Source organism: Streptomyces sp. NPDC093252 (assembly GCF_040683675.1).
In the GTDB taxonomy this organism is placed as follows: Bacteria; Actinomycetota; Actinomycetes; order Streptomycetales; family Streptomycetaceae; genus Streptomyces.
This window is the reverse complement of the sequence record NZ_JBFBEM010000016.1, coordinates 82,252-102,641: the sequence shown is the minus strand read 5'-3', so window position 1 is coordinate 102,641 and position 20,390 is coordinate 82,252. Positions and strand designations below refer to the sequence as shown.

At 69.8% G+C, this 20,390-nt stretch carries 21 protein-coding genes; 17 read left to right on the top strand and 4 right to left on the bottom strand.

All coding sequences use genetic code 11. From position 1 onward, the window contains the following. Window positions 1-69 precede the first annotated feature (69 nt). The 15 genes from prmC (at window position 70) to AB0O01_RS29785 (ending at window position 14,170) form a co-directional block, all read left to right on the top strand. On the top strand, window positions 70-909 hold the full coding sequence (gene prmC, locus AB0O01_RS29855; RefSeq protein WP_365318380.1) for a peptide chain release factor N(5)-glutamine methyltransferase: 840 nt from the start codon (window positions 70-72) through the stop codon (window positions 907-909). 97 nt (window positions 910-1,006) lie between these two features. Continuing rightward, complete coding sequence (locus AB0O01_RS29850) at window positions 1,007-1,654, top strand: L-threonylcarbamoyladenylate synthase (protein ID WP_365318170.1); 648 nt, start codon at window positions 1,007-1,009, stop codon at window positions 1,652-1,654. Continuing rightward, complete coding sequence (locus tag AB0O01_RS29845; RefSeq protein WP_365318168.1) at window positions 1,651-2,352, top strand: protein-tyrosine-phosphatase; 702 nt, start codon at window positions 1,651-1,653, stop codon at window positions 2,350-2,352. Before AB0O01_RS29850 ends, AB0O01_RS29845 begins: the two co-directional genes overlap by 4 nt. Window positions 2,353-2,432: 80 nt before the next feature. Further along, complete coding sequence (gene glyA, locus AB0O01_RS29840) at window positions 2,433-3,671, top strand: serine hydroxymethyltransferase (RefSeq protein ID WP_365318166.1); 1,239 nt, start codon at window positions 2,433-2,435, stop codon at window positions 3,669-3,671. A 317-nt stretch (window positions 3,672-3,988) separates the two neighbouring features. Further along, window positions 3,989-5,377: an MraY family glycosyltransferase gene (locus tag AB0O01_RS29835; protein WP_365318165.1), complete on the top strand. Its 1,389-nt coding sequence runs from the start codon at window positions 3,989-3,991 to the stop codon at window positions 5,375-5,377. A gap of 345 nt (window positions 5,378-5,722) precedes the next feature. Beyond that, entirely contained in the window at window positions 5,723-6,160 is a 438-nt protein-coding gene (locus AB0O01_RS29830; protein ID WP_365318163.1) for a hypothetical protein, read from the top strand. Between the two features lie 210 nt (window positions 6,161-6,370). Continuing rightward, complete coding sequence (gene atpB, locus AB0O01_RS29825; protein ID WP_365318378.1) at window positions 6,371-7,207, top strand: F0F1 ATP synthase subunit A; 837 nt, start codon at window positions 6,371-6,373, stop codon at window positions 7,205-7,207. 89 nt (window positions 7,208-7,296) lie between these two features. Next, the gene (atpE, locus tag AB0O01_RS29820; RefSeq protein ID WP_028804225.1) at window positions 7,297-7,527 is read left to right on the top strand and encodes an ATP synthase F0 subunit C; all 231 of its coding nucleotides are present in this window, start codon (window positions 7,297-7,299) and stop codon (window positions 7,525-7,527) included. Window positions 7,528-7,569: 42 nt separating this feature from the next. Continuing rightward, window positions 7,570-8,118 (top strand): F0F1 ATP synthase subunit B, encoded by a 549-nt coding sequence (locus tag AB0O01_RS29815; RefSeq protein ID WP_365318162.1) that lies wholly within the window; start codon window positions 7,570-7,572, stop codon window positions 8,116-8,118. Continuing rightward, entirely contained in the window at window positions 8,115-8,930 is an 816-nt protein-coding gene (locus tag AB0O01_RS29810; protein ID WP_365318160.1) for a F0F1 ATP synthase subunit delta, read from the top strand. Before AB0O01_RS29815 ends, AB0O01_RS29810 begins: the two co-directional genes overlap by 4 nt. 157 nt (window positions 8,931-9,087) lie before the next feature. Beyond that, on the top strand, window positions 9,088-10,677 hold the full coding sequence (gene atpA, locus AB0O01_RS29805; RefSeq protein WP_365318158.1) for a F0F1 ATP synthase subunit alpha: 1,590 nt from the start codon (window positions 9,088-9,090) through the stop codon (window positions 10,675-10,677). A 21-nt stretch (window positions 10,678-10,698) separates the two neighbouring features. After that, window positions 10,699-11,616 (top strand): F0F1 ATP synthase subunit gamma, encoded by a 918-nt coding sequence (locus AB0O01_RS29800; protein WP_365318156.1) that lies wholly within the window; start codon window positions 10,699-10,701, stop codon window positions 11,614-11,616. Further along, a complete protein-coding gene (gene atpD, locus AB0O01_RS29795; RefSeq protein ID WP_365318155.1) occupies window positions 11,616-13,052 on the top strand; it encodes a F0F1 ATP synthase subunit beta in 1,437 nt (478 codons plus the stop codon). The genes AB0O01_RS29800 and atpD overlap by 1 nt, the downstream gene beginning before the upstream one ends. 127 nt (window positions 13,053-13,179) lie before the next feature. Then, on the top strand, window positions 13,180-13,551 hold the full coding sequence (locus tag AB0O01_RS29790) for a F0F1 ATP synthase subunit epsilon (protein ID WP_365318153.1): 372 nt from the start codon (window positions 13,180-13,182) through the stop codon (window positions 13,549-13,551). A 172-nt stretch (window positions 13,552-13,723) separates the two neighbouring features. Then, a complete protein-coding gene (locus AB0O01_RS29785; RefSeq protein ID WP_355740436.1) occupies window positions 13,724-14,170 on the top strand; it encodes a DUF2550 domain-containing protein in 447 nt (148 codons plus the stop codon). Between the two features lie 12 nt (window positions 14,171-14,182). On the opposite strand, the gene AB0O01_RS29780 is transcribed toward AB0O01_RS29785, so the two are convergent. The 3 genes from AB0O01_RS29780 to AB0O01_RS29770 all read right to left on the bottom strand — a co-directional run bounded on the left by AB0O01_RS29780 (window position 14,183) and on the right by AB0O01_RS29770 (window position 18,035). Then, on the bottom strand, window positions 14,183-15,997 hold the full coding sequence (locus AB0O01_RS29780; protein ID WP_365318151.1) for a glycoside hydrolase family 18 chitinase: 1,815 nt from the start codon (window positions 15,995-15,997) through the stop codon (window positions 14,183-14,185). A 161-nt stretch (window positions 15,998-16,158) separates the two neighbouring features. After that, complete coding sequence (locus tag AB0O01_RS29775; protein WP_365318376.1) at window positions 16,159-16,800, bottom strand: response regulator transcription factor; 642 nt, start codon at window positions 16,798-16,800, stop codon at window positions 16,159-16,161. 29 nt (window positions 16,801-16,829) lie between these two features. After that, a complete protein-coding gene (locus AB0O01_RS29770) occupies window positions 16,830-18,035 on the bottom strand; it encodes a histidine kinase (protein WP_365318150.1) in 1,206 nt (401 codons plus the stop codon). 151 nt (window positions 18,036-18,186) lie between these two features. Between AB0O01_RS29770 and AB0O01_RS29765 the strand changes: the two genes are divergently transcribed. After that, complete coding sequence (locus AB0O01_RS29765) at window positions 18,187-18,750, top strand: hypothetical protein (protein WP_365318148.1); 564 nt, start codon at window positions 18,187-18,189, stop codon at window positions 18,748-18,750. A gap of 91 nt (window positions 18,751-18,841) precedes the next feature. Here AB0O01_RS29765 and AB0O01_RS29760 read toward each other — a convergent pair whose 3' ends face one another. Further along, window positions 18,842-19,414 (bottom strand): cob(I)yrinic acid a,c-diamide adenosyltransferase, encoded by a 573-nt coding sequence (locus AB0O01_RS29760; protein ID WP_365318146.1) that lies wholly within the window; start codon window positions 19,412-19,414, stop codon window positions 18,842-18,844. Between the two features lie 402 nt (window positions 19,415-19,816). On the opposite strand from AB0O01_RS29760, the gene AB0O01_RS29755 reads away from it, so the two are divergent. Continuing rightward, entirely contained in the window at window positions 19,817-20,140 is a 324-nt protein-coding gene (locus AB0O01_RS29755; protein ID WP_365318145.1) for an STAS domain-containing protein, read from the top strand. Window positions 20,141-20,390 lie beyond the last annotated feature (250 nt).

Below are 20,390 nucleotides of genomic sequence, written 5' to 3'. Positions count from 1 at the left end.
GATCGAGTACGACGACGGAGGACGGGCGTGCAGCAGTCATTCGGGGGGCGGCCCCCCAGCCCCCGCAGCGTGCTGCTCGCGGAGGTGGCCCAGGCCACCCAGCGGCTGGCCGACGCCGGTGTGCCCTCGCCCCGCACCGACGCGGAGGAGCTGGCCGCGTTCGTGCACGGGGTGAAGCGGGGCACCCTGCACACCGTGCGGGACGCCGACTTCGACGCCCGGTACTGGGAGGTCATCGCCCGCCGCGAGCAGCGTGAGCCGCTCCAGCACATCACCGGCCTCGCCTACTTCCGCTATCTCGAACTCCAGGTGGGACCCGGGGTGTTCGTGCCCCGCCCGGAGACCGAGTCGGTGGTCGGGTGGGCCATAGACGCCGTCCGGGCGATGGATGTGGTCGAGCCCTGCATCGTCGATCTGTGCACCGGCTCCGGCGCCATCGCGCTGGCCCTCGCCCAGGAGGTGCCGCGCTCCCGGGTGCACGCCGTGGAGCTGTCCGAGGACGCCCTGGTGTGGACCCGCAAGAACGTCGAGGGCTCCCGCGTCGACCTGCGCCAGGGCAACGCCCTCACCGCCTTCCCCGACCTCGACGGCCAGGTCGACCTGGTGGTCTCCAACCCGCCCTACATCCCGCTCACCGAGTGGGAGTACGTGGCGCCGGAGGCCCGGGACTACGATCCGGACCTCGCCCTGTTCTCCGGCGAGGACGGCCTCGATCTGATCCGCGGCCTGGAGCGCACCGCGTTCCGGCTGCTGCGGCCCGGCGGGGTCGTCGTCATCGAGCACGCCGACACCCAGGGCGGCCAGGTGCCGTGGATCTTCACCGAGGAGCGGGGCTGGGCCGACGCCGCCGACCACCCCGACCTCAACAACCGCCCCCGCTTCGCCACCGCCCGCAAGGCACTGCCGTGAGCACCCGCCCGACCCGTCCGACCCGACCGACCCGACCCATTTCATTCCCGCAGTTCGCGTACCGCGCGTACGTCCGCTCCGAGGAGGCCCGCTAGATATGGCACGGCGCTACGACACCAATGACGCGACCGACCGGGTGACCGGTCTGCGCGAGGCCGGGTCCGCCGTCCGCCGGGGCGAGCTGGTGGTCCTCCCCACCGACACCGTGTACGGCATCGGCGCCGACGCCTTCTCCGCCGACGCCGTCGCCGACCTCCTGGAGGCCAAGGGCCGGGGCCGCAACATGCCCACCCCCGTCCTCATCGGCTCCCCGAACACCCTGCACGGTCTCGTCACCGACTTCTCCGAACTGGCCTGGGAACTGGTCGACGCGTTCTGGCCGGGCCCCCTCACCCTGGTCGCCAAGCACCAGCCGTCCCTCCAGTGGGACCTCGGCGACACCCGGGGCACGGTCGCGGTCCGGATGCCGCTGCACCCCGTCGCCATCGAACTGCTCACCGCGGTCGGCCCGATGGCCGTCTCCTCCGCCAACCTCACCGGCCACCCGGCGCCCGAGGACTGCGACGCCGCGCAGCAGATGCTCGGCGACTCCGTCTCGGTCTACCTCGACGGCGGCCCCACCCCCGGTATCGTCCCCTCCTCCATCGTGGACGTCTCCCGCCCGGTGCCGGTGCTGCTGCGCGAGGGCGCGCTCTCGCCCGAGGAGCTGCGCAAGGTCGTACCCGACCTTGAGGTGGCCAATTGACAGCCCCTGACGCGGGGCGTGGCATAGGCAACGGGGAGAGCGCGGCCGAGATCACCACCACTTTCGTGGGGCTGCCGCGCGACAGCTTCCGGATCCTCCACGTCAGTACCGGCAATGTCTGCCGTTCACCCATCACCGAGCGGCTGACCCGGCATTACCTGAGCCAGCGGCTCGGGGTCCTGGGCGGCGGGCTGATCGTGGAGAGCGCTGGCACCTGGGGCCATGAGGGGGCGCCCATGGAGGCCAACGCCGAGGCGGTGCTGGCCGACTTCGGTGCGGACGCCTCCGGCTTCACCGGGCGCGAACTCCTCGACGAGCACGTCATCATGGCCGATCTGGTGCTCACCGCGACCCGGGACCACCGGGCGCAGGTGATCTCCATGGGCCACTCGGCGGGCCTGCGCACCTTCACCCTGAAGGAGTTCACCCGCCTGGTGCGGGCCATCGACCCGGCGACCCTGCCCGCCCTGGAGGACGGGGTGGTCGTGCGCGCCCGCGCCCTGGTCCGGGCCGCCGCCGCGCTGCGCGGCTGGCTCCTCGCCCCGACCGCCGAGGCGGACGAGGTCTACGACCCCTACGGGGCGCCCCTGCCCTTCTTCCGCTCCATCGGCGACGAGATACACCAGGCACTGGACCCGGTGGTGACGGCCCTCACCGGCGTGGCGGCCCACCGCCCCGGCGGCACCCGTAACCCGTAGGGCCGCCACCCGCAAGCGGTCCACCGCACCCCGGCCTACATTGGACGTACGTCAGCCAGTCCCGACGTGCGGAGCGGATCATGACGGTCATCCATGAGTCAGGGGCCGATGTTCTGCGGCGGCGCGATCCCGAGCTGGCCGGGGTGCTCCTCGGTGAGCTGACCCGGCAGTCGACCACGCTCCAGCTCAACGCCGCCGAGAACTTCGCCTCGCCCGCCGTGCTGGCCGCGCTGGGCTCACCGCTGGCCAACAAGTACGCCGAGGGCTACCCGGGCGCCCGCTACCACGGGGGCTGCGAGATCGTGGACGTCGCGGAGCGGATCGCGGTGGACCGGGCGCGGTCGCTGTTCGGGGCGGCCCACGCCAATGTGCAGCCGCACTCCGGTTCCTCGGCGGTCCTCGCCGCCTACGCCGCCCTGCTGCGCCCCGGCGACACCGTCCTCGCCCTCGACCTCGCCCGCGGCGGGCACCTCACCCACGGCTCACCGGCCAACTTCTCCGGCCGGTGGTACACCTTCCACGGATACGGGGTGGACCCGGAGACCGGCCTTGTCGACCACGCCCAGGTCAGGGCCCTCGCGCTGGCCCACCGCCCCAGGGCGATCGTCTGCGGCTCGATCTCCTCACCCCGCCACCCCGAGTACGCGCTCTTCCGGGAGACCGCCGACGAGGTGGGCGCCTATCTCATTGTCGACGCCGCCCATCCGGCCGGGCTGATCGCCGGGGGAGCGGCGCCCAGTCCGGTGCCGTACGCCGATGTGGTGTGCGCCACGACCCACAAGGTGCTGCGCGGGCCGCGCGGCGGGCTGCTGCTGTGCGGGCCGGAACTGGCCGAGCGGGTGGACCGGGCGGTGTTCCCCTTCACCCAGGGCGGCGCCCAGATGCACACCATCGCCGCGAAGGCGGTGGCCTTCGGCGAGGCGGCGGCCCCCTCCTTCGCCGCTTACGCCCATCAGGTCGTCGCCAATGGCCGGGTGCTGGCCGCGGGGCTGGCCGCGGAGGGGATGACGGTCGTCACCGGGGGCACCGACACCCATCTGATCGCCGCCGACCCGGCCCCCCTCGGCGTCGACGGCCGCACCGCCCGGGGCCGGCTGGCCGCCGCCGGGATGATCCTGGACTGCTGCCCGCTGCCCCGCGGCAACGGACGGGGGCTGCGGCTGGGCACGGCCGCGGTGACCACCCAGGGGATGGGCGAGGAGGAGATGGCCCGGATCGCCGGGCTGCTGGTGAGCGCGGTGCGCGGACGCGGCGACGGCGCCCGGACCCGGGACGAGGTCCGGGACCTGGCCACCGCCTTCCCGCCGTACCCCGCATGAACGCGCCGGGCCGCCGCCCGGGGCGGCGCCGCCGGCCGGGGGCGTACCCGCGGACAGGGGCCCACCGGCCGACAGCGGCGTACCCGCGGACAGCGGCGTACCGGCGGTCGGGTGCACGCGCGGACACCTTCACGGGCGCTCGTCCGTTACCACCTTGCACACCGGCACACCCCGTTGTGACCACCGTGCACTGCACAAGGCGACAATTCTGCACAGCGATACGTGCAACCATCGTCGCTACCCGGAAGTCCCCACTCATATGCGTCCCTCGCTAGGGTGTGGGGCTGTGATGGCCAGCGAGACCTGTGGGGAAGCCCGTGCGTGAATACCTGCTGACGCTCTGCATCACGGCCGCGGTGACGTATCTGCTGACAGGGCCGGTACGGAAGTTCGCGATCGTGGCCGGAGCGATGCCGGAGATCCGGGCCCGGGACGTCCACCGGGAACCCACTCCGCGGCTCGGCGGTATCGCCATGTTCTTCGGCCTGTGCGCGGGCCTGCTGGTCGCCGACCACCTCACCAACCTCAACCAGGTCTTCGAGAAGTCGAACGAACCACGGGCGCTGCTCAGCGGCGCCGCCCTGATCTGGCTGATCGGCGTCCTGGACGACAAGTTCGAGATCGACGCCCTGATCAAGCTCGGCGGGCAGATGATCGCCGCCGGTGTGATGGTGATGCAGGGTCTGACGATCCTGTGGCTGCCGATCCCCGGTATCGGCACGGTCGCGCTGACCCAGTGGCAGGGCACCCTGCTCACCGTCGCCCTGGTCGTCATCACCATCAACGCGGTCAACTTCGTGGACGGCCTGGACGGCCTCGCGGCGGGCATGGTGTGCATCGCGGCGGCGGCCTTCTTCATGTACGCCTACCGCATCTGGTACTCGTACGGCATCGAGGCCGCCGCCCCGGCCACGCTGTTCGCGGCCGTGCTGATGGGCATGTGCCTGGGCTTCCTGCCGCACAACATGCATCCCGCGCGGATCTTCATGGGGGACTCGGGGTCGATGCTGATCGGCCTGGTGCTGGCGGCCAGCGCGATCTCGGTGACCGGGCAGGTCGACCCGGATGTGATGAACCTCTTCTCCGGCTCGGAGCGCAACACCGTCCACCAGACGGTCCCGGTGTACATCCCGCTGCTGCTCCCGCTCACCATCATCGCCATCCCGGCCGCCGACCTGATCCTGGCGATCGTGCGGCGCACCTGGCGCGGGCAGTCGCCGTTCGCGGCGGACCGGGGGCATCTGCACCACCGGCTGCTGGAGATCGGCCACTCGCACAGCCGCTCCGTGCTGATCATGTACTTCTGGTCGGCGCTGATCGCCTTCGGGGCGCTGACCTACTCCGTGAACTCCGCGTCCATGTGGATTGTGCTGGCCGTGGTGGTACTGAGCGCGCTCGGCCTGGTGCTGCTCCTGCTGCCGCGGTTCACCCCGCGCGCGCCGCGCTGGGCGGAGTCCTTCGTCCCGCCGCGCTACCGGCGCCGCCGGGTCGCGGCCGTGCTCCCGGAGGAGGGGGCGGAGGCGACCGGGGAGGGCGCGGCGGGCGAGGTGCCGGCCGAACCGGAACCCGTACCGGTCGCGGCCGGTACCGGCGGTGGCGCCGGCGCTGTGGGCACCAAGGCGCGGGTGAACGGGGTCAACGGGGCGACCGCGCTGGGCCCCCGTTCGCGGCTGCTGGACCGGCGCAAGGCCGGGTCGTCGCGCTGACGCGCGAGGGGTGCGGGCGCCGGCCCCGAAGCTGTGGTGAAGGTAAGAATCTGACTAGAGCATTGCCAAATCATGGGGGAACCCTGTGGTGGCGAAGTGGGTCAATAGCAGACATGTCGCCGCCACGCTTGCACAAACGTGCAGATTCACCCTCATGTGTGACGGTGGGCACACGGTCAGGTAAAGACCTCATCAAATAGTTTGTGATACCGTTCACGAGAACCCGGGATAGGGCCGAAGGACCGTAGTGCGACGGTCCATTGGCGTGAGTTTCCCGCTCGGCCCGGGACTACGCTCGTCCATGACGACACCCCTGCCCCACTGTGAAAAAGCGGAGTTGCCGCCATGCCGTCCAATGACGCCCGGATGCTCATTCATGCCGCCGTTCCCACGGCCGCCGTGGGTGCCGTCGCCGCCGTGGTCAGCGGAGTGATCGCGGGCGGCAAGGGGGCCCTCGGAGCAGGAGTGGCCGCGCTGGTGACGATTCTCTTCATGGGAATCGGACTGCTCGTTCTCCAGAAGACCGCGAAATCGCTTCCGCACCTTTTCCAGGCCATGGGTCTGATGCTCTACGCGACCCAGATCCTGTTGCTGTTCGTCTTTCTCGCCGCGTTCAAGAACACCACGTTGTTCAATCCGCGCTCCTTCGCGATCACCCTTGTCGCGACCACCCTCGCGTGGATCGGCGCGCAGACCTACGCGCACATGAAGTCCAAGATCCTCTATGTCGAACCCGAGTCCTCGACGGCCGCCCAGCCCGAGAAGACGGGCCCCTCGCGGTGAGGGGTAGGGCCGGGATAAGGACGCGTTCGACAAGCTGCTATCGTCCGGTGCCAACTGCGGCACTGCGGGCGCGGGCATTCGAGCTGACGCCTGTTCCATCGCGAGGCTCGTCGCCGAACCGCCGCCCCCACACCAGAAACACCAGTCCCGTGCCGAACCGCGGCCCCGCGCCGCGCCGACACAACGAGGTTGCCGTACCCATGCGCCACGCTGAAGGAGCCCGCGGTGAGTGCTGACCCGACGCAGGTGCTCGCCTTCGAGACCGACTGCCAGATCTTCACGGATTGTGGTTTTCCGGCTCCCGGCCTGCACTCGTTCCTGTTCGAGCCCATCTGGGGCGACGAGAACAGCAACCTGTACTTCAACAAGCCGATGCTGCTGGCGCTGGTCAGCACGATCGTCGTGCTCGGGTTCTTCTGGGCCTCCTTCCGCAAGCCGAAGGTCGTCCCGGGCAAGCTCCAGATGGTCGCCGAGGCCGGCTACGACTTCATCCGCCGCGGCGTGGTCTACGAGACCATCGGCAAGAAGGAAGGAGAGAAGTACGTCCCACTGGTCGTCTCCCTCTTCTTCTTCATCTGGGTGATGAACATCTGGGCCATCGTCCCGGTCGCCCAGTTCCCGGTGACCTCGATCATCGCCTACCCCGCGATCCTCGCCCTGATCGTCTATGTCCTGTGGGTCTCCCTGACCTTCAAGCGCCACGGTTTCGTCGGGGCCTTCAAGAACTTCACGGGCTACAACAAGGACCTCGGCGCGGTGCTGCCGCTGGCCATGCTGATCGAGTTCTTCTCCAATCTGCTGGTCCGCCCCTTCACCCACGCGGTCCGGCTCTTCGCGAACATGTTCGCCGGACACACGCTGCTGCTGCTCTTCACCATCGCGAGCTGGTACCTGTTCAACGGCATCGGCATCGCCTACGCGAGTGTCTCCTTCCTCATGGTCCTGGTGATGACGGTCTTCGAGCTGTTCGTCCAGGCCCTTCAGGCGTATGTGTTCGTCCTGCTGACCTGCACCTTCATCCAGGGCGCGCTCGCCGAGCACCACTGAGCGCGCAGCCCGGCCCCACCCCCTAGAAACCCCCCGAGGCGTCCGGTGGCCAACCCCCACCGGTCCGTAAAGAAGAAGGAAGAACTGGCATGTCCCAGACTCTTGCCGCTGTTTCCGGCTCGCTCGGCTCCATCGGCTACGGCCTCGCCGCGATCGGTCCCGGCGTCGGCGTCGGCATCATCTTCGGTAACGGCACCCAGGCCCTGGCCCGGCAGCCCGAGGCGGCCGGTCTGATCCGCGCCAACCAGATCCTCGGCTTCGCCTTCTGTGAGGCGCTCGCCCTCATCGGTCTGGTCATGCCGTTCGTCTACGGCACCTGATCGTTCCGGCAACGACCAGCCCACTAGACGAAAGGCAATGACATGAGCCAACTGCTCATTCTGGCGGCCGAGGGGGAGACGCAGAACCCTCTCATCCCGCCGCTCCCTGAGCTTGTCGTCGGCCTGCTCGCCTTCGTCATCGTCTTCGGCTTCCTCGCCAAGAAGCTCCTCCCGAACATCAACAAGGTTCTGGAAGAGCGCCGCGAGGCCATCGAGGGCGGTATCGAGAAGGCCGAGGCCGCCCAGACCGAGGCCCAGAGCGTGCTGGAGCAGTACAAGGCCCAGCTCGCCGAGGCCCGGCACGAGGCCGCGCGACTGCGCCAGGAGGCGCAGGAGCAGGGTGCCGCCCTCATCGCCGAGATGCGGGCGGAAGGCCAGCGGCAGCGCGAGGAGATCGTCGCCGCCGGTCACACCCAGATCGAGGCCGACCGCAAGGCCGCCGCGTCCGCGCTGCGCCAGGACGTGGGCAAGCTCGCCACCGACCTGGCCGGCAAGCTCGTCGGCGAGTCCCTGGACGACCACGCCCGTCAGAGCCGTGTGATCGACCGCTTCCTCGACGAGCTCGAGGAGAAGGCCGAGGCGGCTCGATGAACGGCGCGAGCCGCGACGCCCTGGCCGCCGCACGCGAGCGACTCGACGCGCTGACGGACTCCACGTCGGTGGACGCCGCCCGGCTCGGCGAGGAACTGGCGGCCGTCACGGCGCTGCTCGACCGCGAGGTCTCGCTGCGTCGGGTCCTGACCGACCCGGCGCAGTCCGGCGAGGCCAAGGCCGCGCTGGTGCAGCGCCTGCTCGGCGCCCAGGTCGGCGGCGAGACCGCTGACCTGGTGTCCGGCATGGTCCGCGCCCGCTGGTCGCAGACCCGCGACCTGGTGGACGCGGTGGAGGAGCTGGCGAACACCGCCGACCTCACCGCCGCCCAGCGGCGCGGCACGCTCGACGCCGTCGAGGACGAGCTGTTCCGGTTCGGCCGGATCATCGCCTCCAGCACCGAGCTGCGCGCCGCGCTCACCGACCGCAAGGCCACCGCCACCGCCAAGAGCGAGCTGCTGCGCAGCCTGCTGGGCGGCCGGGCCGACGCCGTCACCGAGCGGCTCGTCACCCGTCTGGTCACCGCGCCGCGTGGACGTAGCCTGGAAGCAGGGCTCGACTCCCTGTCCAAGCTGGCCGCCGACCGCCGGAGCCGGATGGTCGCGGTGGTCACCTCGGCGGTTCCGCTGAGCGACCAGCAGAAGCAGCGTCTGGGCCGGGCCCTGGCGGGGCTCTACGGCCACCAGATGCATCTGAACCTCGACGTCGACCCCGAGGTCGTCGGCGGGATCCGGGTGCAGATCGGTGACGACGTCATCAACGGTTCCATCGCGGACCGTATCGAGGACGCGGCGCGCCGACTGGCGGGCTGACCCCGCCGCAACCGAACAAGCAGAGCAGTACCTGAGCAGTACCGGAGCAGTAATGACGGCCCATGTTGGGCCGTGCAGAGGATTCACCTCTTTCAGGGGGGAGTCCCCATCCCCCCAAGTGAAACTTCGGGCCCAACAAGGAGAGCAGGGAACCCAGATGGCGGAGCTCACGATCCGGCCGGAGGAGATCCGGGACGCACTGGAGACCTTCGTCCAGTCGTACCAGCCGGACGCGGCCTCGCGCGAGGAGGTCGGTACGGTCACCCTTGCCGGCGACGGCATCGCGAAGGTCGAGGGCCTTCCCTCGGCCATGGCCAACGAACTGCTGAAGTTCGAGGACGGCACCCTCGGCCTCGCGCTCAACCTCGAAGAGCGCGAGATCGGTGCCATCGTCCTCGGTGAGTTCAGCGGCATCGAGGAGGGCCAGCCGGTGCAGCGCACCGGTGAGGTGCTGTCCGTCGCCGTCGGCGAGGGCTACCTCGGCCGCGTTGTCGACCCGCTCGGCAACCCGATCGACGGCCTCGGCGAGATCGAGACGTCCGGCCGCCGCGCCCTTGAACTGCAGGCCCCCACGGTCATGCAGCGCAAGTCGGTGCACGAGCCGATGGAGACCGGCTACAAGGCCGTCGACGCGATGACCCCGATCGGCCGCGGTCAGCGCCAGCTCATCATCGGCGACCGCCAGACCGGCAAGACCGCCCTGGCTGTCGACACGATCATCAACCAGCGCGACAACTGGCGCTCCGGCGACCCGAAGAAGCAGGTCCGCTGCGTCTACGTCGCCATCGGCCAGAAGGGCTCCACCATCGCCTCCGTGCGGGGCGCCCTGGAGGACGCCGGCGCGCTGGAGTACACCACCATCGTCGCCGCCCCGGCGTCCGACCCGGCGGGCTTCAAGTACCTGGCGCCCTACACCGGCTCGGCCATCGGCCAGCAGTGGATGTACGAGGGCAAGCACGTCCTGATCATCTTCGACGACCTCTCGAAGCAGGCCGACGCCTACCGCGCCGTTTCCCTGCTGCTGCGCCGCCCGCCGGGCCGTGAGGCCTACCCGGGTGACGTCTTCTACCTGCACTCCCGGCTCCTGGAGCGCTGCGCCAAGCTCTCCGACGAGATGGGCGCCGGTTCGATGACCGGTCTGCCGATCGTCGAGACCAAGGCCAACGACGTCTCGGCGTTCATCCCGACCAACGTCATCTCCATCACCGACGGCCAGTGCTTCCTGGAGTCGGACCTGTTCAACGCCGGTCAGCGCCCCGCGCTGAACGTGGGTATCTCCGTCTCCCGCGTCGGTGGCTCCGCCCAGCACAAGGCGATGCGCCAGGTCTCCGGCCGACTGCGCGTGGACCTCGCCCAGTTCCGTGAGCTGGAGGCGTTCGCCGCCTTCGGTTCCGACCTGGACGCCGCGTCCAAGGCGCAGCTCGAGCGGGGTCAGCGGATGGTCGAGCTGCTCAAGCAGCCCCAGTACCAGCCGATGGCCACCGAGGACCAGGTCGTCTCCGTCTGGGCCGGCACCAACGGCCGGATGGACGAGGTACCGGTCGCCGACATCCGCCGCTTCGAGAAGGAGCTGCTGGAGTACCTGCACCGCAAGGAGCAGGGCCTGATGACCTCCATCAAGGAGGGCGCCAAGATGTCGGACGACACCATCCAGGCGATCGACGACGCCGTTGCCGAGTTCAAGAAGCAGTTCGAGACCTCGGACGGCAGGCTGCTCGGCGAGGACGCCCCGTCCACCGCCAAGTGACGTAAGGAAGGGACCTGACTCATGGGAGCCCAGCTCCGGGTCTACAAGCGTCGCATCCGCTCCGTCACCGCGACCAAGAAGATCACCAAGGCGATGGAGATGATCGCCGCCTCGCGTGTCGTCAAGGCACAGCGCAAGGTGGCGGCCTCCTCTCCGTACGCGAAGGAACTGACGCGTGCGGTCACGGCGGTGGGCACCGGGTCGAACACCAAGCACCCGCTGACCACCCAGGCCGAGACGGTCACCCGGGCGGCGGTGCTGCTGCTGACCAGCGACCGCGGTCTGGCCGGTGCCTTCAACTCCAACGCCATCAAGGCGGCGGAGCAGTTGACCGAGCGCCTGGAGCGCGAGGGCCGGCAGGTCGACACCTACATCGTCGGCCGGCGTGGGCTGGCCCACTACAACTTCCGTGAGCGCAAGGTCGCGGAGTCGTGGTCGGGCTTCACCGACGACCCGACCTACGCGGACGCGAAGAAGGTCGCCGTTCCCCTGATCGAGGCCATCGAGCGGGACACGGCGGACGGCGGGGTGGACGAGCTCCACATCGTCTACACCGAGTTCATCTCGATGATGACGCAGACGGCAGGCGGCTCCCGCCTGCTGCCGCTCAGCCTCGACGAGGTGGCCAAGGAGTCGTCCGGCAAGGGCGAGATCCTTCCGCTGTACGACTTCGAGCCGTCGGCGGAGGACGTCCTCGACGCCCTGCTGCCGCGCTATGTGGAGAGCCGTATCTACAACGCGCTGCTCCAGTCGGCCGCCTCCAAGCACGCCGCCACGCGGCGCGCGATGAAGTCGGCCACCGACAACGCGGGAGACCTCATCACCTCGCTCTCCCGACTTGCCAACGCGGCCCGACAGGCCGAAATCACCCAGGAAATCAGCGAGATCGTCGGTGGCACCGCAGCCCTGGCCGACGCGACCGCGGGGAGTGACAAGTAATGACGACGACAGTTGAATCGGCCGTTGCCACGGGCCGCGTCGCCCGGGTCATCGGCCCGGTCGTCGACGTGGAGTTCCCCGTCGACGTGATGCCGGAGATCTACAACGCCCTCCACGTCGAGGTGGCCGACCCGGCCAACGCCGGCGAGAAGAAGACGCTGACCCTGGAGGTCGCCCAGCACCTGGGTGACGGCCTGGTCCGCACCATCTCGATGCAGCCCACCGATGGTCTGGTCCGCCAGGCCCCGGTGACCGACACGGGCACGGGCATCAGCGTCCCGGTCGGCGACTTCACCAAGGGCAAGGTCTTCAACACCCTCGGCGAGGTGCTGAACACCGACGAGACCTACGAGGGCGAGCGCTGGTCCATCCACCGCAAGGCCCCCGCGTTCGACCAGCTCGAGTCGAAGACCGAGATGTTCGAGACGGGCCTGAAGGTCGTCGACCTGCTGACCCCGTACGTCAAGGGCGGCAAGATCGGTCTGTTCGGTGGTGCCGGTGTCGGCAAGACCGTGCTGATCCAGGAAATGATCATGCGTGTCGCCAACCTCCACGAGGGCGTCTCCGTCTTCGCGGGCGTCGGCGAGCGCACCCGTGAGGGCAACGACCTCATCGCGGAGATGGAGGAGTCCGGCGTTCTCGACAAGACCGCGCTGGTCTTCGGCCAGATGGACGAGCCCCCGGGCACCCGTCTGCGCGTCGCCCTGGCCGGTCTGACCATGGCGGAGTACTTCCGCGATGTGCAGAAGCAGGACGTGCTGTTCTTCATCGACAACATCTTCCGCTTCACCCAGGCCGGTTCCGAGGTCTCCACCCTGCTCGGCCGTATGCCGTCCGCGGTGGGTTACCAGCCGAACCTGGCCGACGAGATGGGTCAGCTCCAGGAGCGCATCACCTCGACCCGCGGTCACTCGATCACCTCGATGCAGGCGATCTACGTCCCCGCGGACGACCTGACCGACCCGGCCCCGGCCACCACCTTCGCCCACCTCGACGCGACGACGGTGCTCTCCCGTCCGATCTCCGAGAAGGGCATCTACCCGGCCGTGGACCCGCTGGACTCCACGTCCCGGATCCTGGACCCCCGCTACATCGCGCAGGACCACTACGACGCCGCCATGCGCGTCAAGAACATCCTGCAGAAGTACAAGGACCTCCAGGACATCATCGCGATCCTCGGTATCGACGAGCTGGGCGAGGAGGACAAGCTCGTCGTCCACCGTGCCCGTCGCGTGGAGCGCTTCCTGTCCCAGAACACCCACGCCGCCAAGCAGTTCACCGGCGTCGACGGGTCGGACGTCCCGCTGGAGGAGTCGATCTCCGCCTTCAACGCGATCTGCGACGGCGAGTACGACCACTTCCCCGAGCAGGCGTTCTTCATGTGCGGTGGCATCGAGGACCTGAAGAAGAACGCGAAGGAACTGGGCGTCTCCTGACCCCGGTTCCCTCGTGAACCCAGTGTGAGCCGAGAGGGGCGGGGTACGCCCGGCCCCTCTTCTCACGCCCCCCTAGAATGTGACCCAACACCCGGCACGAACGCCGGGGTGACCCGAGGAGCCCCCCTTGGCTGAGCTGCACGTCGCGCTGGTCGCGGCCGACCGAGAGGTCTGGTCCGGCGAAGCCACCCTGGTCGTCGCACGCACCACGTCCGGTGACATCGGCGTCATGCCCGGTCACCAGCCGCTGCTGGGTGTGCTGGAGTCGGGCCCGGTGACCATCCGTACGCGGGAGGGGGGAACGGTCGTCGCCGCGGTGCACGGCGGTTTCATCTCCTTCGCGGACAACAAGCTGTCGCTGCTGGCCGAGATCGCCGAGCTGTCGGACGAGATCGATGTCCAGCGGGCCGAGCGGGCGCTGGAGCGTGCGAAGTCGGGGGACGACGCGTCCGCCGGGCGCCGTGCCGAGGTCCGTCTTCAGGCGGCCACCACGCGCTGACCGGGGCACCTCTCAGGCCGACTAAGATCTGGGAGAGCGCCCGTATCATGACGTCACTCAGCCGCGGCTGGAACCGGAGCGATCCGGGGCCGGCCGCGGCTGTGGCAGATATGGAAGTTTTTTCCGTTCCGTTACCTGTAGCGGTACCTAGGAGACGAGGAGGTCGGTGTCGATGGTCCTCGCTCTGACTGTGTGCGGAATCGTCGTCGCCCTTGTGGTGATCGGCCTGTTCGTCTTCGGGCTGCGGCGCAGGCTGATCCAGCGCTCGGGCGGCACCTTCGACTGTTCGCTGCGCTGGGGGGTCCCGGAGTCCGGCGACACCAGCGGCAAGGGCTGGGCGTACGGCATCGCCCGCTACAACGGTGACCGGATCGAGTGGTTCCGGGTCTTCTCCTACGCTCCCCGTCCGCGCCGCGTCCTGGAGCGCGCGTCGATCGAGGTGGCCGGACGCCGGCTGCCCGAGGGCGAGGAGGAACTGGCGCTGCTGTCCGACGCGGTGATCCTGACCTGTCTCCATCAGGGTGTCCGCCTGGAACTCGCCATGAGCGAAGACGCGCTGACCGGATTTCTCGCGTGGCTGGAAGCAGCCCCGCCCGGTCAGCGCGTCAATGTTGCTTAGTTACTTGATCGGTTACTTCAGACCGTTGCTGATCGCGGTCACCAGTTCGCCGTCGGCGGTGTCGCCGCTCAGCTCCCAGAAGAACGCGCCGCCCAGGCCCTGGCTCTTGGCCCAGGTCATCTTGCCCGCGATGGTGGCCGGGGTGTCGTAGGACCACCAGTTGTTGCCGCAGTGGGCGTAGGCGGTGCCGCCGATGGTGCCGGTGGCCGGGCAGGTGGTCTTGAGGACCTTGTAGTCCTGGTTGCCGGGTTCGATGCCGGTCGCGGGTCCGGTGGCGGTGCCGCCGGGTGTCGACTGGGTGACGCCGGTCCAGCCTCTGCCGTAGAAGCCGATGCCCAGCAGGAGCTTGTTCGCCGGGACGCCCTGGGCCTTCAGCTTGGCGATGGCCTCCGAGGAGGAGAAGCCCTGCTGCGGGATGCCCGGGTAGGGGTGCAGCGGGGAGTGCGGGGCCGTCGGGCCCTGCGCCGCCCAGGCGCCGAAGAAGTCGTACGTCATGACGTTGAGCCAGTCGTAGGACGAGGCGGCGCCCGCGTAGTCGGTCTTCTCGATCTTGCCGCCCGGGGAGGCGTCGGCGGTGATGGCGGCGGTGACCAGGTTGTTGGCACCGAACTTGGCGCGCATGGCCGTCATCATGTTCTTGAAGGCCGCCGGGCCGGAGGTGTCGCAGGTCAGGCCGCAGGCGTTCGGGTACTCCCAGTCCAGGTCGATGCCGTCGAAGACATCGGCCCAGCGCGGGTCCTCGACCAGCGCGTAGCAGGACTCGGCGAACGCGGTGGGGTTCTGCACGGCCTGGGTGAAGCCGCCGGACCAGGTCCAGCCGCCGAACGACCACAGGATCTTCAGGTGCGGGTACTTGGCCTTGAGCTGACGGAGCTGGTTGAAGTTGCCCCGCAGCGGCTGGTCCCAGGTGTCGGCGACACCGGAGACGGACTGGTCGGCCGTGTACGACTTCTCGATGGCGGCGTAGGAGTCGCCCATCGTGCACTTACCACCCTGGACATTGCCAAAGGAGTAGTTGATGTGCGTCATCTTGGCCGCGGAGCCCGAGGTGTCCAGGTTCTTGGCGTGGTAGTTGCGGGCGTAGACGCCCCACTCCGCGAAGTACCCGAGGTTGGTCTTGCCGGGCGGCGGGGGCGGGTCACCGCCGGTGGTGCGGACCGCGACCGAGCCGCTGACCGGGCCGGTCTGGTCGGCGGTGTCCCGGGCCTGGATCGAGTACGAGTAGTCCGTACCCGCGGTGAGACCGGTGTTGGTGTAGGTGGTGCCGGTCACCGTGGCGACCACCGTGGAGCCGCGCAGGACGTCGTAGTTCTTGACGCCGTTGTCGTCGGTGGCGGCGGTCCAGTCCAGCTTCACCGAGGTGTTGGTGATCGCGGAGGCGGTGGGGGTGCCCGGCGCGGTCGGGGGGTTGTCGCCGGGGACCGTGGTGCCGTCGCAGTTGCCGCCGTTGAGCTTACAGTTGGCGGGCGCGCCGGAGCCGGTGCCGTTGTAGCCGAAGGTGACCGAGGCGCCGGGGGCGAGAGTCCCGTTCCAGCCCAGGTTCTTGGCGGTCCAGTGGTCACCGGTGCTGGTGATGGTGGCGTCCCAGCCGGAGCCGACCCGGGTGCCGCTGGGGTAGTCCCACTCCACCGTCCAGGAGCTGATGGTGGTGGTGCCGGTGTTCTTGACGGTCCACTGACCGGTGAAGCCGGTGCCCCAGTCCTGGGGCTTGGTGAAGGTGGCGGTCGCCGAGGTGGCGGCCTGGGCGGGCGTGGCGAGTCCGACCAGCCCCGCGAGCGGGAGCAGCAGCGTGGTGAGCGCCGCGACCGCTTTGTGTCTGAAGCGCATTGCGAAGCGCCTCCTTGGGAGTTGTCAGGGGTGTGACGCCTTGCCATGGGCATGGCGTAGTGACGCGAGAATAGAAAGGTCTGGACCACCGGTCAATAGGTCTGGACCATTGCCCAAGGAGGTTGTTCAATGCGGCACGGCCGCCGGGGCGCCCCCGTCGGCTAGATACCCAACTCCTGCGCCAGTACCGCCGCTTGCACCCGGCTGCGCAGCTCCAGCTTCCCCAGCAAGCGGCTGACGTGCGTCTTCACCGTCGCCTCCGCCATGTCCAGCCGGGCCGCGATGTCCGCGTTGGACAGCCCCTCGCCGAGACAGGACAGCACCTCGCGCTCCCGCCGGGTGAGCACCTCCAGCACGGCCGGATCGGTACCCGGCCGCTTCTCCGGCCTCGCCCCGAACTCGGCGATCAGCCGCCGCGTCACCGCCGGGGCGATCAGTCCCTCGCCGCGCGCCACCGTACGGACCGCCGTCAGCAGATCCCGGGCGTCGGTGTTCTTCAGCAGAAACCCCGAGGCGCCCGCCCGCAGCGCCCCGAAGACATACTCGTCCAGATCGAAGGTGGTCAGCACCAGGACGTCCGCGAGGCCCTCCGCGACCACCGTCCGGGTCGCCGACACCCCGTCCAGCCGGGGCATCTGAATGTCCATCAGCACCAGATCCGGCCGCAGTTCCCGGGCCAGCGCCACCGCCTGCTCGCCGTCCGCCGCCTCTCCGATCACCTCGATGTCGGGCGCGCTGCGCAGGATCAGCACCAGCCCGGCCCGTACCGCGGACTGGTCCTCGGCGACCAGCACCCGGATCACCCGGGCGCCCTCACCCACTGCGGACGGGTTCATTCCGACTCCCCCTCGGCCACGGGCAGCGACGCCCGGACGGTCCAGAACGTGCGCCGCGCCGGGTCCCCGGACTCCTCCGGGCCGGCCTCGAAGGTGCCGTGCAGCAGGGTGGCCCGCTCCCGCATCCCCACCAGCCCGGCCCCGGACCCCGGTGCGCGCGGCCCGTCCCGGTCGCCGCAGGGACTGCTCACGGTGACCGCCAGGGAGTCCCTGCGCCGCACCACCGCCACGGTGACCGTCCCCGGCCCCGCGTGCTTGAGCGCGTTGGTCAGCGACTCCTGGACGATCCGGTACGCGGCCATCCCGACCGGCGCGGGCAGTCCCTCGCCGCAGTCGGCGTCCAGCGTCACCGCCAGGCCGTTGGCGCGGGCGCTCTCCACCAGGGCGTCGAGCCCGTCGAGGGTGGGCGCCGCCGCCGGTTCCCGGTCACCGCTGTCGTCGCGCAGGATGCCGATCAGCCGCCGCATCTCGGCGAGGCCCTCCACGCTGTTCTCCCGGATCACCGCGAGGGCGTCCCGGGAGGTCTGGTCGTCGCCGAGGGAGAGGGCGGCGCTGGAGTGGATGGCGATGGCGGAGAGATGGTTGGCGACCATGTCGTGCAGCTCCCGGGCCATCCGGGCGCGCTCGGCGATCACCGCCTGCCGCCGGTCCATCTCGGCCAGCAGCGCGGTCTGCTCCGCCCGCAGCCGGGCGGCGTCGGCGGCCTCGCGGTGATTGCGCACGATCAGCCCGGTGGACGCGGGCGCGAAGGCGACGATGCCGGTGGCGACGCCGATCAGCAGGGTCTCCGGCGTCCGCCACAGGGCGAACGGCACGACGGTGGCCAGCACCGAGAGCATGCCGGTGATCCAGGGGATGCGCCGGGCGGCGGCGGGCGTGCCGTACAGCACGGCCGCGTACATCACATCCGTGAACATCACGATGGTGACCAGGCTGCCCTGCGTGAACTGGTCCAGCACCAGCGCGACGGTCGCCAGCGGCAGCGCCACGGCGGGCGCGGTCCGGCGCAGCACCTCGCAGCCCGCCATCACCGCCAGCGGCACCAGCACCGGCCACGGCCCGTCGACCAGCACGCCCAGACCGCCCTCGGGGCGCACCCCGAGCCCGACGGCCACCAGCGCGGCCCCGCCGATCAGCCCGCCGAGCGCGATACGGACGTCGAAGGGGTGCGGGCGGGGCAGACGGGACGGACGTGCGGCCATACCCCCATCCAACACGGCCGGACGCCCGGACGCCTGATCCCGGGGAACGGTCCCCGACTGCATCTTTCGATGTACCGCCACTTCCTCACCGGCGACGACGCGTCGGCCCCGCCCCGCCGGGAGCCTTGTGGGAGAAGGAAGGGAGCACCCCGTGATCGTCGCCCTGATCATCGCCTGCGAGGTCGGGTTCTGGGTCCTGCTGGCCCTGGGGCTGGCCGCCCGCTATCTGCTGAAGTGGCAGCGCACCAGCGTGGTGCTGCTGCTGTGCGAGCCGCTGCTGGAGGTCGTGCTGTTCGTCGTGACGGCGATCGACCTGAGGAACGGCGCCGAGCCGAGCTGGAAACACGGCCTCGCGGCCCTCTACATCGGCTTCACGGTCGCGTACGGCCACTACACGATCAAGTGGCTCGACGGCCATGCCGCCCACCGCTTCGGCGGCGCACCGCCCCCGCCCAGGCCCCCGCGCCACGGCAGGGCCCGCGCCGCCCACGAGGGCCGCCTGTGGCTCCGTACGCTCCTCGCGGCGGCGGTCGCCTGCGCGCTGCTCCAGGCCGCGATCTGGTACGTGGGGGAGGGCGACACCTCGTCCCTGAGGGCCTTCCAGTGGGTGGCCCTGAGAGGAGCGGGCATCCACGGCCTCATAGCCCTCACCTACACCATCTGGCCCTCAAAGGCCCCCGAGCAAGAAGAGAAACAGTTGGAGCACCGCCCCTGAAGGGGCGCTGGGGGTACCCCCTCTGGGGGAGGAACTGCGCGACCAGCCACCCACAACCCGCACCCCGCCACCAAGCGGCACCCACCCGCCGCTACCGCTCACCCCCCGGCACCCACAACACATCCCCCCGCTCCCCATTCGCCACCCGGGCCAGAATAAAAAGCAGATCCGACAACCGGTTGAGATACGTCGCGGTCAGCGGATTCATCGTCTCCCCGTACCGCTCCAGCGCCGCCCACGTCGACCGCTCCGCCCGCCGCACCACCGTGCACGCCTGGTGCAGCAGCGCCGCGCCCGCCGTGCCGCCCGGCAGGATGAACGACCGCAACTTCGCCAACTGCTCGTTGAAACGGTCGCAGTCCGCCTCCAGCCGGTCGATGTAGAACTGCTCGACCCGCAGCGGCGGGAACTCCGGCTTCTCCACCACCGGCGTCGACAGATCCGCGCCGACATCGAACAGGTCGTTCTGGACGCGGGTGAGGACCGCCGCGACCGCCTCGTCCAGACCGCCGAGCGCGAGCGCCGTACCGATGGCCGCGTTCGCCTCGTTGGCGTCCGCGTACGCGGCGATCCGCGGATCGGTCTTCGGGACCCGGCTCATGTCGCCCAGATTCGTGGTGCCCTTGTCGCCGGTCCTCGTGTAGATACGCGTCAGATTGACCATGGGTCCAGCGTAGTTACTCCCCTCGGTGTGATGTCCGTCATGTGAGACGTGACGCGCGTTACTTAGCGGTCACACACGGCCCCCGGGCCGCTAAGGTCCGGCCAGGGACACAACGACAGCGCGTATCAGGGGAGTCGCACAGGGGCGCGCAACCGCGCGGAGCCGATGCGCCGGATGGTGGACGCCGGTGACATCGGGCGCGGGAGCGGGCAGGGCTTCTACAGCCACTGAGCCCGAATGACGGCCGATCGGCCGCACAAACCTCGTGGGCATCACACCTCGGGGTGAATTCGGTATCGGTTCGCTTACAGACGGCAACCTGGGGGCATCCGGCGCAGTCAGAGGTTGCGTCGACGGACATCACCACCGCGGAGCACCACACACGCAGCACGGGGAGCGCATATGCACATCAGGGGCGACCACGTCGAGCTGGTCGTCGGGGGCCGCCTCGACGTCCGCAGCGCGGCGGACGCCCGTACGGCCCTGCACACGGCGGTCGACGACGGCGTCGGCGATCTGGTCCTGGATCTGTCCGAGCTGGACTCCTGGGACGCCACCGGACTCGGGGTGATCATGGGGGCGCACCGGCGGGCCGGGCGCTGCGGCCGGCGGCTGGTGCTGCGCGGGGTGCCGCCGCAGATGCAGCGCCTGCTGGTCGCCACCCGGCTGCACCGGATCCTCGCCGTCGAGGGCGGCCTCGGCGTGGAGTCACTGCCCCGGGTGTGACCCGGGGGGCGGCGGTCCGGGGTGTGAACGGGGTTCTGACGGGGTGTGCGTGAGCTGTGGAAATCCGCTCGACGCGCGCAATTCTCACGAGACCGTGACCTGTCGGACGGCCCGGCACCCCGGGCTGTCGTAGATACTGGGCCAAGGTTTACGGTTCGGTTGCCCGCCGTCCGACACCCTGAAGCGGGCACCGGACCAGCAGCGACAGCGCAGTGTGCGACAGGCCGGGAGGGGCCCACGCCACACGACG

What these genes read in the sequence shown, in the direction of transcription:
- AB0O01_RS29850 (WP_365318170.1), top strand. Translation starts at nt 1,007, where the DNA reads ATGGCACGGCGCTACGACACCAATGACGCGACCGACCGGGTGACCGGT.
- glyA (WP_365318166.1), top strand. Translation starts at nt 2,433, where the DNA reads ATGACGGTCATCCATGAGTCAGGGGCCGATGTTCTGCGGCGGCGCGAT.
- AB0O01_RS29830 (WP_365318163.1), top strand. Translation starts at nt 5,723, where the DNA reads ATGCCGTCCAATGACGCCCGGATGCTCATTCATGCCGCCGTTCCCACG.
- atpE (WP_028804225.1), top strand. Translation starts at nt 7,297, where the DNA reads ATGTCCCAGACTCTTGCCGCTGTTTCCGGCTCGCTCGGCTCCATCGGC.
- AB0O01_RS29815 (WP_365318162.1), top strand. Translation starts at nt 7,570, where the DNA reads ATGAGCCAACTGCTCATTCTGGCGGCCGAGGGGGAGACGCAGAACCCT.
- AB0O01_RS29810 (WP_365318160.1), top strand. Translation starts at nt 8,115, where the DNA reads ATGAACGGCGCGAGCCGCGACGCCCTGGCCGCCGCACGCGAGCGACTC.
- atpA (WP_365318158.1), top strand. Translation starts at nt 9,088, where the DNA reads ATGGCGGAGCTCACGATCCGGCCGGAGGAGATCCGGGACGCACTGGAG.
- AB0O01_RS29800 (WP_365318156.1), top strand. Translation starts at nt 10,699, where the DNA reads ATGGGAGCCCAGCTCCGGGTCTACAAGCGTCGCATCCGCTCCGTCACC.
- atpD (WP_365318155.1), top strand. Translation starts at nt 11,616, where the DNA reads ATGACGACGACAGTTGAATCGGCCGTTGCCACGGGCCGCGTCGCCCGG.
- AB0O01_RS29785 (WP_355740436.1), top strand. Translation starts at nt 13,724, where the DNA reads ATGGTCCTCGCTCTGACTGTGTGCGGAATCGTCGTCGCCCTTGTGGTG.
- AB0O01_RS29780 (WP_365318151.1), bottom strand. Translation starts at nt 15,997, where the DNA reads ATGCGCTTCAGACACAAAGCGGTCGCGGCGCTCACCACGCTGCTGCTC.
- AB0O01_RS29770 (WP_365318150.1), bottom strand. Translation starts at nt 18,035, where the DNA reads ATGGCCGCACGTCCGTCCCGTCTGCCCCGCCCGCACCCCTTCGACGTC.
- AB0O01_RS29760 (WP_365318146.1), bottom strand. Translation starts at nt 19,414, where the DNA reads ATGGTCAATCTGACGCGTATCTACACGAGGACCGGCGACAAGGGCACC.
- AB0O01_RS29755 (WP_365318145.1), top strand. Translation starts at nt 19,817, where the DNA reads ATGCACATCAGGGGCGACCACGTCGAGCTGGTCGTCGGGGGCCGCCTC.